We start from the raw sequence: 12,060 nt of genomic DNA, 5'->3' as shown, positions 1-12,060 counted from the left end.
GGCCCGCGTCAACACGGGCCGTGCCGCATCGTTTCGGAAGAGCACGCCATGCACATACATATTCGACCGAGACTTGACCGAATCGAGTCATTCCCTGCGCTCAAAACACCTTAAAAGAGGGGAGTTTGGGCCATCAACGCCCAAACACCCCTCCCGCCGCGCGGGTCAGGACTTACAAGGAGCAGGTCAGGAGCCGGGAAGGGAGCGAAGGAAGCCGGGCGCCTCCTCCTGCTCCTCCTTCGCTTCGTCGCCGTCGCCGTCGCCGTCGCACCGGGTCTCCGTCGTATTGTTCTGGGGGCCGAACAGGACGGACCAGACGATGGTCTCGAGCCCCTGCCTCTGCGTGTTGGACGTCTTGCACGAGTAACTCTGGTTCTTGCCGCCGTCAGACGGCGCAGCGCTCTGGGCCGCGACGGGCGCGGCGGAAGTCAGGGCCGCCGCGAGGATGATGACGGCAGCACCGGCCGAGTGCGCCAGGGATCGAGGCATACGGTACAAACGCTGATTTTTCATGATCACACCTTGAGCGGAAAAGCGCCCAGGAGGAAGGCTGACGGCCCCTCGGCCGGGCAACTGAACCCGAACGGCCGCCCGCAACCGCACGCCGCCACCGCTCACGTCCGGCGGGTCGAGGGCTGCGGAGGCAGCATCACATCGCCGCTGCGCTTGAGCCGCTGCCAGGGCAGCCGGTAGCCGTTGATCGCGGTCAGGCAGGCCTGGGTGAGGACCAGGTACATCACCTGGCGATAGACGACCTGCTGAAGGGGGAGCGCCCACAGGGGCCGGAGCCGCTCGCCGTCGAGATGGAAGGCGTACGCGGCACAGACGGCCTGCACCGCCAGCACACCGCACCACGCGAGCACGGTGGTGAGCGGGTTCCCGAACACCAGGCCGTAGAGGGCCAGGATGTCGATCAGCGGGGCGAGCAGCGGGGTGAGGATCTGGAAGACGGCCAGCAGGGGCAGACCGCGGCGGCCGAAGCGGCCCGCGGTGCCGCGTTCGACCAGCGCGTGCCGGTGCTTCCACGCGGCCTGCATCGTGCCGTAGCTCCATCGGTAGCGCTGGCGCCACAGTTCCCGCAGCGAGGACGGCGCCTCGGTCCAGGCGAGCGCGTCCGGCACGTAGCGGATCTCCCACCCGGCCCGGTGCAGGGCCATGGTGAGGTCGGTGTCCTCGGCGAGGGTGTCCGCGCTCACCATCCCGGCGTCCCGCAGGGCCCCGGCGCGGAACGCCCCGACGGCACCGGGAATGGTGGGCATGCAGTGCAGCAGGTCGTACATGCGGCGGTCGAGGTTGAAGCCCATGACGTACTCGATGTGCTGCCACCGGCCGAGCAGCCGCCGCCGGTTGCCGACCTTGGCGTTGCCGGCGACCGCGCCGACGCGGGGGTCGGCGAACGGCTGGACGAGGCGGCCGATCGTCGAGGGGGCGAAGACGGTGTCGGCGTCCAGCATGACGACGAGGTCGTGGGAGGCCCGCAGGACACCGGTGTTGAGGGCGGCGGGCTTGCCGCTGTTGGGCTGCCGGACGACGGTGACGTTGTCGAGGGCGAGTGACTCCGCGAGGTCGGCGGTGCCGTCGCGGGAACCGTCGTCCACGACGATGATCTCGACGGGGTGGTCGCTCGCGGCGAGGGACCGGAGCGTCTTGGGGATGCACAGCTTCTCGTTGTAGGCGGGGATGACGACGCTGACGGGCCGGGTCACGGGCCCTGGCCCGCCGGTGCCGGGGCGCCGCCGGCGGCGGGCGTGGTGACGGGCCAGGAAGAGCAGCAGCACACACCGGGCGAGGACGAGCGAACCGACCACCAGCAGCAGCGCGCTGACGGCCGTGACCGCTGTCGACGACACGGCGACGGCGGCCACGAAGACGCGGCCGCTCCACCGGTCCACCGTGCCGACGGGGCTGCTCAAGGTCTCGGCGCCGACCAGCTCGGCGAGCGTGGTGAAGCGATAGCCCTGGGCCTGCAGCCGGGGGATCAGGGTATTGAGGGCCTCGACCGTCTGCGACCTGTCCCCTCCCGCGTCGTGCAGGAGGACCACCGCGCCCCTGCCCGCGGTCGGGGTGGCCGCGTCGGCGATCTCCCGGGCACCCGGCCGCCGCCAGTCGTTGGTGTCCCGGTCGATGAACGCCAGGACGTAGCCCTTGTCGCCCAGGCTCCGGACCAGGGACCACTCCGGGGCGTCCAGGGCGGCGGGGGTCGAGGAGTAGGGCATCCGCATCAGTGAGGTGTGGATGCCCGCGGCCCCGGCGAGGGCGAGCTGGGTCAGGGACAGCTCACGGTCGAGGTCACTCGCGGACCGGGTGGTCAGGTCCGGGTGGGAGAAGGTGTGCACGCCGATCTCGTGCCCGGAGCGCACCACCCGGCGCAGCACGTCCGGGTACCGGGCGGTCTGCTGCCCGGTGACGAAGAAGGTTCCGGGCGTGCCGTAGCGGTCGAGGACGGCCTGGATGCGGGGCGTCCAGGTGGGGTCGGGGCCGTCGTCGAAGGTCAGGACGACGGTCTTGTCCGGCGTGCGATAGGTGCGCAGGTGGTCGTCGGTGGTGTCGACGACCGGGCCGCCGCCCGAGATCGAGCGGGGGACGCCGGTGGCCGGTCGCCGGTCGCGCCCCTCCTGGTCACCGGCGAAGCCCCTGGTGGTGTAGCCCTCGACCAGGAGGACCGAGGCGACGAAGGCCAGCAGGACCAGGGGGACGACGACGCGGAAGCGATGCCGCGGCGCCAGGGGCGCTCGGGTCCGCCGCGGACCGGGCGACCTCGATGAGCGGTCGGGTGACCGGTCGGGGCGCCGCCGCATCAGGGGGCCTCGGCCACCGTGGGGTCGGCGGGCGGGGGCGGCTCCGCGACACCGGACGGTGCCGAGGGGCTGGGCGCCGGATCTGGGGGCTCAGGTGCCGGAGGGGCGGATGGGTCAGTGGTGGGCGGAGCGGGCGAGGGCGGGTCCGGGGGCGCGGTGGTGTCCGGGTCCGGTTCAGCGGTCGGAGCGGCGGGATCGTCGGGGTCCGCGGGCTCTTCCGGTGCGGGTGGCTCCTGAGATGCCGGGGCCTGCGGTTCAGGTGCGCCGGTGTCGGACGGTGCCTGTGGGCTCCCTGGCACCAGAGACGGGTCCAGGGAGGGGCCGGGCCCGGTGAGCCCCGGGACGAGCAGGGCGCTGGGGCCGGCGGCGTCCGAGGCGTCGCCGGGCGGTGCCAGGGGCGCCCTGCCCGGGGTCCGGTCCTGCGGCGCGGCGGGCGCCGCCACGTCCCCGGGGAGCAGCGCCCCCGGGGCGAAGGGCGTCGCGCCCATCAGACTCAGCCCCAGCACGGCCATATAGGCCGCCGCACAGCCGGCCAGTCCGTAGCCGGCCCGCCGGAGATTGCGCGCACGTCGGCCGGAGGAGTCGACGAACACCGGAAGGCGCGGATCGCTCGACGGTTCCTGCCCTGTGTGCCCTCCATTGGCACGGTCAGGCGCCATAAATGTCAGCGTACGCCGCTACGGGGCCGCCGGTCGGACGAGGCGCCCGGTCTCGACGGGCACCACCGTCGCCCCCTCAGGCAGCCACAAGGCACACACCCGACACCGCCACCGGGCCGTCGGTCAGGAGGGGCGCCCGGCGAGCACCGGGCGCCCCTATCACACAACCCTCAGGTCGCCGTACAGCTCGCAGTCGGCACCGCCTCGCCCCCCGGTCGCTCCGCCCAGGCCGAGGCTCGCCGAACCTCCCAGCGGCAGGCTCCGTTGTGCGCGGCGTTCACCGCCGTCACACTCGCCCCGCTGTGCGTGTACGAGGCGTTCCATTTTCCAGATCCCGAGGCCGTCCCCTGGACCGGTGATGGTGACGGGGTTGGGGGTCCTGGGGTTGGTTGCTGGTCCCGGCGTGGTGTGGTCACTCGTGCGGGTGAGTGTGATCGATGGTGTGCGCGGTGGGGGAATGTGTGGTCTAGGTTCGCGGTGTGGCACGGTTTCGGATGTATCCGACGAGCGGGCAGGAGCAGCAGATGCTGCTGCACTGCGCGCATGCCCGGTACGTGTGGAACCTCGCGGTCGAGCAGCACGCGCACTGGCGCCGGGACAAGGCGCACCACCGCCCCGACGGCAAGCGCAACGGAGCTCCCTCGTTCGCTGAGCAGTGCCGTCAGCTCACCGAGGCCCGCGCGGCCAGCGAGTGGCTGCGCGCCGGGAACCAGACCGTCCAGGCACAGGCGCTGAAGGACTTCGCCAAGGCCAAGGCCGCGCGTTTCACGTCCGGTTTCGGTGAACCGACCTGGCGCAAGAAGTTCGTGCACGAGGGCTTCCGTGTCATCGGCGACGACCGTGTACCCGAGTACGAGCCGGACGGCCGGCCGCTTATCAACCCCAAGACCGGCAAGCAGGTCATGGGCCGCGCCGTCACCGTGCAGAAACTCAACCGTCGCTGGGCGCAGGTGAAGGTACCGGGATGTGGATGGGTCCGCTTCCGCCTCAGTGCCAAGGGCAAGGGTGCCCGGCTTCCCGCGGCGAAGACGTACCGCGTCACCCTCAAGAACGGCCAGTGGCACGCCGCGTTCGCTGTCATCCCCGACCCGATCGACAAGCCGGGCACGGGCGAGGCCATCGGCATCGACCGGGGCGTGACCATCACCGCCGCGCTCTCCGACGGCCGCACCCTCACCTGCCCGCAGCTCACCACCCGGGAACGGGCCCAAGTCCGCAAGCACCAGCGCCGCGCCGCCCGCGCCCCCAAGGGCAGCGAGCGCAAGACGGCCGAATACGCGAAGATGGCCAGGCTCAAGGCCAGTGAGGCGAACCGGCGTAAGGACTGGTGCGAGAAGACCTCGACCATGCTCGCCCGCTCCTATGACCTGGTGCGGTTCGAGAAGCTGAACATCAAGACGATGACCGCCAGGGCGAAGGCGAAGCCCGACCCCGGCCAGCCCGGCCAGTACCTCAAGAACGGCCGGGCGGCCAAGGCCGGGCTGAACCGGGGCATCCTCGCCCAGGGGTGGGGCCTGCTGCGGCAGCGCACCGGGCACAAGGCCCCCGGCCGGGTCGAAGACGTCCCCGCTCCCTACACGTCTCTGCGGTGCAGTGCCTGCGGATGGATCGACAAGAACTCGCGCAAGAGCCAAGCCGAGTTCGTCTGTTCCTCCTGCGGCTTCACCTGCAACGCGGACACCAACGCGAGTATCAACGTCGCGGCAGGACAGGGCGGGATTCCCCGCCCCCGGCAGTCAGCCGGTGCCGGAGGGGTGACAACGGCCACCCGCCGTTCGAGCGCCCGTGAACCTCAGCCCACATGGGCTGGAATCCCCCTCTCTTGAGAGGGGGAGGATGTCAAATGCTGGTGACCTTCTGCGACGCCCCGCTCCACGTCCAGGTGACCTTCCACGAGGTCAGCGGCGTGCCGCCCGTGTTGGTCACCTTCACCTCGGCGTTGAAGCCGCCGCCCCAGTCGCTGCTCACCGTGTAGGCGGCGGTACAGGCGGCCCCGCCACCGGGTTCACCCGGCCCGCCGGGGTCCGGCCCGGAACCGCCTCCCGCGAAGCCCGGCGCCTTGATCGCCTTGAGGTAGCCGTCCTTCGCGGTGTCCACGGTCTGCCAGTCGTCCTTCAGGATGCCGCCCGTGTCGCCGGAGTTGGGGTTCCAGGACCAGAACGTCCAGTGGAAGCTGTCGGCGCCGTTCGCCGACGTCGACCGCAGGTACGTCACCAGCGCGGACAGCCACCGCTGGTCCACCGTCGACTGGAGCGTCGTACCGAACTCGCCGAGCCACACCGGGGCGATGTTCTGCTTGAAGATGTAGCCCCAGTACTTGTCCCAGATCCCCGGCATGTTGGCGGGGAAGGACGGGTCGCTGAACCACGGCTGCTGGGCCACCGACGTGGCGTAGTCGTGGGCCGAGTACACCAGCCGGTTCGGCACGTCGAGCTGGACCGGGTACTGGGCCACGCCCATGAGGTTGCCGCCCCACCAGCCGTTCGTGCCGTTGTACGACTGCACGCCCTCGACCATGATCAGCAGCTCGGGGTTGACCGACAGCACGGCGTTGCCCGCGCGCTGGGCGGCCAGGCGCCAGTCGCGGGCGGTGTCGCCGCAGCCCCAGCAGGCCGGGTCGTGGGGCTCGTTGTGCAGGTCGATGCCGACGACCGTGGAGTTGCCCTTGTAGCGCGTGGCCAGGGCCTTGAGGTTGGCGATCCAGGTCGACTCGGGGACCGACGCCGTGTACCAGAGGGCCGACTGTCCGGCCGCGTCCGGGCGGTGCCGGTCGAGGACGATCTTGAGTCCGGCCTGTCCGGCGTACGCCACGATCCTGTCCAGGACCTGGAGCGAGGTCAGCCCGCGCAGGTCGGTGTTCTTGCCGTCGTGGTTGATGCTGTCGGGCATGGTGCCGGACTTGAGGATGTCGTCGCTGTAGGGCATCCGGATGGTGTTGTAGCCCAGCGACTTCATCTGGTCGATCATGCTCTTGTAGTCGCGGGCCCACAGGCCGTGGACGACGTGGTTGGCGGTCTCGAAGCCGAACCAGTTGACGCCGGCGATCCGGACGGGCGCTCCGGCCGCGTCCAGGATCTGACGCCCGCTGGTGTGCCAGTAGCCGGCGCCGGCCTTCACCTCGGTGTCGGCATCGACGCGGGCCGACGCGGTGCCGGCCAGCGGTAACAGGAGCGCCGCGGCAACACACAGCGCTCTGCGCAGAGTGCGGAACATGTGGCTGCTTCCTCTCGGGTTCCTCTGGGAGGGGGGGAGGCGCGGCCCCGGAACCGAACGAGAGCAGAATGGGAGCGCTCCCATAACGCCGCGCACCTCCCAGGAAACTGACGCACCATGAACACGTCAAGCCCTCGGGAGGTGCGCGTCGCCCGCGCTACCGGCCGAGCTTCTCGAACCGCCGCCGCACCCCTACCGGCTCAGCTTCTTGAACCGCCGTACCGCGAGCGGCAGGAAGATCACCGTCAGGATCACCGGCCACACCCCGGCCATCAGCAGCGCGTGCTGCTCGACCCAGGTGTCACCGCCGACCGGCGTGCCGAACAGCTCGCGGGTCGCCGCCGCCGTGGAGGAGATCGGGTTCCACATCGCCACCCAGCCCAGCCAGTCGGGCATCAGCTGCGGCGCGACGAAGATGCTGGAGATCATCGTGAAGGGGAAGGCGACCGCGAAGAGGCCACCGGCCGCCTCCGGGTTGGGCACGATCAGGCCGAGCCACACACCGATCCAGATCAGCGAGAAACGCAGCCACAGCAGCAGCCCGAACGCGCCGAGGAAGCCCAGGCCGCCGTCCGGACGCCAGCCCATGGCGAGCGCGGTGAGCATCATGATCGCCAACTCGGCGCAGGCGATGATCAGATCGGTGACGCCACGTCCGGCCACCACCGCCGAGGACGACATCGGCATGGAGCGGAAGCGGTCGATGACGCCCTTGGTGGAGTCGTAGACCACGACGGTCGCCGTGTTGATGAAGCCGAACGCCATGGTCATCGCGAACATGCCGGGCATCAGGAAGTCCTGGTAGTCCCCGCCGCCCGGGACCTTCATGGCGCTGCCGAAGACATAGCCGTAGAGCAGCACCGACAGGATCGGGAAGCCCAGCTGCCAGGCGATGTTGACGGGCTGGCGCTGGTAGTGGGTCAGGCCGCGGCGGACGATGTTCCAGCAGTCGGAGAGCAGCCAGTACGTACCGCTCCGGGTGCTCGGCGTACTCAGGTCGATGGCGCTCACGCCGTGGCCTCCTTCTCGGTGCGGTGTCCGGTCAGGCGCAGGAACACGTCGTCGAGGCTCGGCCTGCGCAGCCCGATGTCCTCGACGCGGACGCCCTCGTCCTGAAGGGTCCGCGCCACCTCGGTGAGCGCCGTGACCCGGTCGGTGACCGGGGCGTGCACCCGCAACTCGGTCTCGTCCGCCTCGGGTTCGCCGTCCGTGACCCGGGCGACCACCTTCACCACCCGTGGGATCTCGGCCCGCTCGGCGACCACGACCTCGATCCGGTCGCCGCCGACCAGGTTCTTCAGCCCGTCCGGGGTGTCGTCGGCGATGGCCCGCCCCTGGTCGATGACGGTGATGCGCGAGGCCAGCTTGTCGGCCTCCTCCAGATACTGCGTGGTCAGCAGCACCGTCGTACCGCCCGCCACCAGCGCCCGTACGGACTCCCAGACCTCGCCCCGGCTGCGGGGATCCAGGCCCGTCGTCGGCTCGTCCAGGAAGAGCACGGCCGGGGCGAGGATCATCGACGCGGCGAGGTCGAGGCGGCGCCGCATGCCGCCGCTGTACTTGCCCACGCCCTTGTCGGCGGCGTCGGCCAGGTCGAACTGTTCCAGCAGTTCACCGGCCCGGACCCTGGCCCGCTTGCCGCCCAGGTGGAACAGCCGGCCGAACATCTCCAGGTTCTGCCGGCCGGTGAGCACCTCGTCCACCGCCGCGTACTGCCCGGTGAGCCCGATCCGGGCCCGGACCTCGCGCGGCGGCCGGGCCACGTCGAGACCGGCGACCGTCGCGCTGCCCCCGTCCAGCCGGATCAGCGTGGACAGGATGCGCACGGCGGTGGTCTTGCCCGCCCCGTTCGGCCCGAGCAGGCCGTGCACCGTGCCCTCCCGCACGGCCAGGTCGAAGCCGTCGAGAGCGCGTTTCTCGCCGTACCGCTTCTCCAGCCCCTCGGCCCGTACCGCGTATCCGTCCATGCCGCCCCTCCCGTGCCCGTCCTTCGCCGACCTTGAACTGAGTACAGCGTACCCGATTACGCGTACACAGTACCCAGTTTTTGCCGCGGCCTCTAAGCTGGGCCCATGACGAGCGGGACGAGTGGTGCGGGCAGTACGGAGACCAGCGGCAGCGGCGATATCGCCCGCACCCTCGAACTGCTGTGGGACACCGGCCGGCGCCCCAGCCGGGGCCCCAAGCCGACCCTGACCCTGGACCGGATCGTGGAAGCCGCCGTCCAGGTCGCGGACGCGGAGGGACTCGGCGGACTGTCCATGCGCCGCGTCGCCGCCGAACTCGGCATGGGCACCATGTCGCTGTACCGGTACGTCCCCGGCAAGGGCGAGCTGCTCGATCTCATGCTGGACCGGGTGCAGCGCCGCTCCGACGACCCGTCCGACCTCGGCGACGGCGGCTGGCGCGCCGCCCTGGAGGCCCTGGGCCGCACGACCCTCGCCCTCTACCGCCGCCACCCCTGGCTGCTCCACGTCAACCAGTCCCGCCCGGTGCTCGGCCCGAGCGCCGTCGACGGCATGGAGAAGATCCTCACCCGGATCCTCCCGATGGGGCTGACCCACCCCGAGCTGGTCTCCGCGGTCCTCATGATCGACGGGTACGTCGTCGGAGCCGCGCGCACGCAGCTGTACGAGCGGGAGGCGGAGCGCCGGACGGGCCTGACGGACGCCGAGTTCTGGCAGGCGCAGTTCCCGGTCCTGGAGAAGGCCATGGCTTCGGGCCGCTACCCGGTCATGGCCTCGCTCTCGGAGGACAGCTTCGGGTCCGACTTCGACCACTTCGAGTTCGGGCTCCAGCGGATCCTGGACGGGCTCGAAGTCCTGGTGGAGCGGCGCGGCGAGTCGGCCCCCTAGAGCATCTCGTTCGAATCATCGGGCAGGACTTTGCGACGGAAACCGAGCGTCCACGGGCTTCGCCGTATCGCTCGCCGACGTTCTACTCGTCGGCGTCAGCACCACGGCCGATCAGAGGTGTCAAGGTCCGAGGGCCGGGACCGGATGCAATGGGTCACCCTGATGGCGGTCGGCCTGCCGGGCACGTGGCGTGGCGTCCATCCACTCCCGTGGGCCGCAGGCGATCGCCACACCACCACTGGCGAACGTGGCTGGACACGGGTGTACGGCTGCTGCCGCTGGGCGGTGCGGTGTTCCTCGGGTCCGCGGTGACCGGGGTGCTCGCCCCGAAGCTGGGGGTGAGGGTGATGGTCGTGACCGGCATGGCCGTCGGCACGGCGGGCATGTTCCTGCTCACCCAGATCGACAAGGGGTCGACGTACGGGGACTTCCTGGCGCCGCTGATGATGCTGGGCCTCGCGCTCGGGCTGAGTATCTCCCCGGCGACCCACACGATCATGGGCTCTTTCCCCGAGTCCGAGTTGGGCGTCGGCGGCGGTGTCAACGACACCGCGCTGGAGCTGGGCGGGGCGCTGGGCATCGCGGCGCTGGGCTCGCTGCTGGGCACGGCCTACCGCGACGAGCTGACCGACCTGGTGGGCAACCGGCTCCCGGTGGAGGCGATGGACATCGCCAAGGACTCGGTCGGCGCCGGCCTGGCCGTCGCGGAGCGGGTCGCGCAGGATCCCTCCGCCGGGCCCCAGCAGGCCCAGGCCGCCGTGGACGCCGTCCACCAGGCCTTCGCCCACGAAGTCGCCCAGACCAGCCTCATCGGCGGGATCATCATGGCCGCCGGAACCCTGATCGTCCTCGCGGTCCTGCCGGGCCGGCGCGGGTTCGCGAAGCAGAGCGCCGAGCTGGGGGCCGTGACAACGGCGAGCGAGGCGGCGACTGCGCGGGAGCACACCGGGTCCACCCGCTAGATCGCCGGCGGGGCGCCCACTGGATCGCCGGGGACGCCCCGCCGGAGCGACGGGCACCGGCCTCCGCCGGATCGCCCGCCAGGCGCGTCGGGCAGGAGCCCCGGCGGCGCGAGAAGCGCAGGGCGGGAGCGTGGTCCACGGTCCACGACCACGCGGATCCTCTACCGGAAGACCTCACCGTCTTTGGCCTCCGGGCCGCCCCGGAGGAGAGCCCCGGGGCGGCCCGGAGGCCAAGGGCCGTGAGTCGAAGCGGCGCAGCAGGGGCGTGAGTTCCTGGGCGCAGTCGGCAGGTGCACAGCCGCGTCGCCGATTCTCCGCGACGTCCAGGGTGGGTGGATTCAGGGGGGTGTGAGGGTGTCGAGCCGGGCGGCGAGGGTGGGGTGGGTGACGGCCAGGTAGGGGCGGGTGGCGGCCAGGGGGACGATGAGGTCGGCGGGGTCGTCATGGGCGAGGGCCGCGTGGAGCTTGTTGAGCGGGTGGCGGGCGGCGGCGGGCAGGTCGGTGAGGGCGGTGATCTGGCCCGCGATGCGGCGTAGGTCGGCGGCGTTGGCGCGGGCCCAGGTGGCGGTGGTGCGTTCGGCGGCCCGGGCCTGGCGGGTGGCCGTCACGCGCTGCTCGCCGGTGGTCCCGGCGGGGCCGGGGCGGCCGCGTAGATAGCGGCGTTCGGCTGCCTGACGGCTGGCGACACCGAGGGGGTGGGCGAGGTCGGCCCAGCTGGCGCCCGCATCGCGGGCGGTTTCGATCAGGCCGGTCTCCCATCCCGCGAGCTGCTCGCGCACCTGCCGCAGCAGCATCAGGGAAGCCAGCGCCTGCTCCGGCCCGGGACCCGGACTGTCAGGCAGGTCCGGAGAGTCCAGCTGGGCGCCGCGCAGGGCGTCGTCTATGGCGTTCAGGGCCGCCACGGCGGCGAGGAACGACTCCGGGCTATGGGCGTTCGCGCTGGTCGTGGACGGCTGGTCGGCTGCAGTCACTGACACCTCCTGGTCGTCATCATGTAGACGACACCGTGTTTGTCATCCATTGGATGACATGCTACAACGGTGTCAGTGAGCGCATTGGCAGCAACTGCCTGAAACCTGCTGGAGGTGTTTTCACGATGTTGATGCGCACTGACCCCTTCCGTGAGCTGGACCGGCTGACGCAGCAGCTGATGGGCCCGGGTACCTGGTCTCGTCCGTCGGCGATGCCGATGGACGCCTACCGCGAGGGCGACGAGTACGTAGTGGCCTTCGACCTTCCCGGTGTCACCGCGGACGCGATCGACATCGACGTCGAGCGGAACATGCTCACTGTCAAGGCCGAGCGCCGGCCGGTGACGAAGGCCGACAACGTGCAGATGGAACTGTCCGAGCGGCCGCTGGGCGTCTTCTCCCGCCAGATCGTGCTCGCCGACACCCTCGACACCGAGCACATCCAGGCCGACTACGACGCGGGCGTGCTCACCCTGCGCATCCCGATCGCCGAGCGCGCCAAGCCCCGCAAGATCTCCATCGGCGTCGGATCCGGCCACAAGGAGATCTCCGGCTGACACCGGCCGGACGGGTGCGGAGGGTGGGCACCTGGTCTCCCCCTC

10 protein-coding genes and 1 pseudogene are annotated in these 12,060 nt (G+C 71.0%); 4 read left to right on the top strand and 7 right to left on the bottom strand.

What is annotated here, in order from left to right; translation table 11 throughout:
- Positions 1 to 186: 186 nt before the first annotated feature.
- The 3 genes from ACIBK5_RS08485 to ACIBK5_RS08475 all read right to left on the bottom strand — a co-directional run bounded on the left by ACIBK5_RS08485 (position 187) and on the right by ACIBK5_RS08475 (position 3,457).
- Positions 187 to 513, bottom strand: coding sequence for a hypothetical protein (locus ACIBK5_RS08485; protein ID WP_399017517.1), 327 nt, complete (start codon positions 511 to 513; stop codon positions 187 to 189).
- A 101-nt stretch (positions 514 to 614) separates the two neighbouring features.
- Positions 615 to 2,798, bottom strand: a complete 2,184-nt coding sequence (locus ACIBK5_RS08480; protein ID WP_399017515.1) for a bifunctional polysaccharide deacetylase/glycosyltransferase family 2 protein — start codon at positions 2,796 to 2,798, stop codon at positions 615 to 617.
- Positions 2,798 to 3,457, bottom strand: a complete 660-nt coding sequence (locus ACIBK5_RS08475) for a hypothetical protein (RefSeq protein ID WP_399017513.1) — start codon at positions 3,455 to 3,457, stop codon at positions 2,798 to 2,800. The genes ACIBK5_RS08480 and ACIBK5_RS08475 overlap by 1 nt, the downstream gene beginning before the upstream one ends.
- 479 nt (positions 3,458 to 3,936) lie before the next feature.
- Here ACIBK5_RS08475 and ACIBK5_RS08470 point away from each other — a divergent pair, with 479 nt between their 5' ends.
- Complete coding sequence (locus ACIBK5_RS08470; protein ID WP_399017512.1) at positions 3,937 to 5,283, top strand: RNA-guided endonuclease InsQ/TnpB family protein; 1,347 nt, start codon at positions 3,937 to 3,939, stop codon at positions 5,281 to 5,283.
- 13 nt (positions 5,284 to 5,296) lie between these two features.
- Here the strand turns inward: ACIBK5_RS08470 and ACIBK5_RS08465 are convergent, their stop codons facing one another.
- The 3 genes from ACIBK5_RS08465 to ACIBK5_RS08455 form a co-directional block, all read right to left on the bottom strand.
- Positions 5,297 to 6,670 (bottom strand): cellulase family glycosylhydrolase, encoded by a 1,374-nt coding sequence (locus tag ACIBK5_RS08465; RefSeq protein WP_399017510.1) that lies wholly within the window; start codon positions 6,668 to 6,670, stop codon positions 5,297 to 5,299.
- A gap of 192 nt (positions 6,671 to 6,862) precedes the next feature.
- Entirely contained in the window at positions 6,863 to 7,681 is an 819-nt protein-coding gene (locus ACIBK5_RS08460; protein ID WP_399017508.1) for an ABC transporter permease, read from the bottom strand.
- Entirely contained in the window at positions 7,678 to 8,637 is a 960-nt protein-coding gene (locus tag ACIBK5_RS08455) for an ATP-binding cassette domain-containing protein (protein ID WP_399017506.1), read from the bottom strand. Before ACIBK5_RS08455 ends, ACIBK5_RS08460 begins: the two co-directional genes overlap by 4 nt.
- Positions 8,638 to 8,742: 105 nt before the next feature.
- Here ACIBK5_RS08455 and ACIBK5_RS08450 point away from each other — a divergent pair, with 105 nt between their 5' ends.
- Both ACIBK5_RS08450 and ACIBK5_RS08445 read left to right on the top strand, forming a co-directional pair.
- Positions 8,743 to 9,525 carry a TetR/AcrR family transcriptional regulator gene (locus ACIBK5_RS08450; RefSeq protein ID WP_399017505.1) on the top strand — a complete coding sequence of 261 codons (783 nt, stop codon included), beginning with the start codon at positions 8,743 to 8,745 and terminating at the stop codon, positions 9,523 to 9,525.
- A gap of 251 nt (positions 9,526 to 9,776) precedes the next feature.
- Positions 9,777 to 10,487: pseudogene (locus ACIBK5_RS08445) on the top strand (MFS transporter); the annotation flags it as partial.
- A 338-nt stretch (positions 10,488 to 10,825) separates the two neighbouring features.
- Here ACIBK5_RS08445 and ACIBK5_RS08440 read toward each other — a convergent pair.
- Entirely contained in the window at positions 10,826 to 11,458 is a 633-nt protein-coding gene (locus ACIBK5_RS08440) for a type III effector protein (RefSeq protein ID WP_399017504.1), read from the bottom strand.
- Positions 11,459 to 11,583: 125 nt separating this feature from the next.
- On the opposite strand from ACIBK5_RS08440, the gene ACIBK5_RS08435 reads away from it, so the two are divergent.
- Entirely contained in the window at positions 11,584 to 12,015 is a 432-nt protein-coding gene (locus ACIBK5_RS08435; protein WP_399017502.1) for an Hsp20/alpha crystallin family protein, read from the top strand.
- Positions 12,016 to 12,060 lie beyond the last annotated feature (45 nt).

The sequence above is a fragment of the Streptomyces sp. NPDC050546 genome (assembly GCF_044457425.1).
Classification (GTDB): Bacteria; Actinomycetota; Actinomycetes; order Streptomycetales; family Streptomycetaceae; genus Streptomyces.
The sequence above is the reverse complement of the archived record's forward strand: the minus strand, read 5'-3'. Positions and strand labels throughout refer to the sequence as shown.

Bases quoted from the DNA above. Each gene is read 5' to 3' on its own strand.
- ACIBK5_RS08485 (WP_399017517.1), bottom strand. From the start codon at position 513: ATGAAAAATCAGCGTTTGTACCGTATGCCTCGATCCCTGGCGCACTCG.
- ACIBK5_RS08480 (WP_399017515.1), bottom strand. From the start codon at position 2,798: ATGCGGCGGCGCCCCGACCGGTCACCCGACCGCTCATCGAGGTCGCCC.
- ACIBK5_RS08475 (WP_399017513.1), bottom strand. From the start codon at position 3,457: ATGGCGCCTGACCGTGCCAATGGAGGGCACACAGGGCAGGAACCGTCG.
- ACIBK5_RS08465 (WP_399017510.1), bottom strand. From the start codon at position 6,670: ATGTTCCGCACTCTGCGCAGAGCGCTGTGTGTTGCCGCGGCGCTCCTG.
- ACIBK5_RS08455 (WP_399017506.1), bottom strand. From the start codon at position 8,637: ATGGACGGATACGCGGTACGGGCCGAGGGGCTGGAGAAGCGGTACGGC.
- ACIBK5_RS08450 (WP_399017505.1), top strand. From the start codon at position 8,743: ATGACGAGCGGGACGAGTGGTGCGGGCAGTACGGAGACCAGCGGCAGC.
- ACIBK5_RS08435 (WP_399017502.1), top strand. From the start codon at position 11,584: ATGTTGATGCGCACTGACCCCTTCCGTGAGCTGGACCGGCTGACGCAG.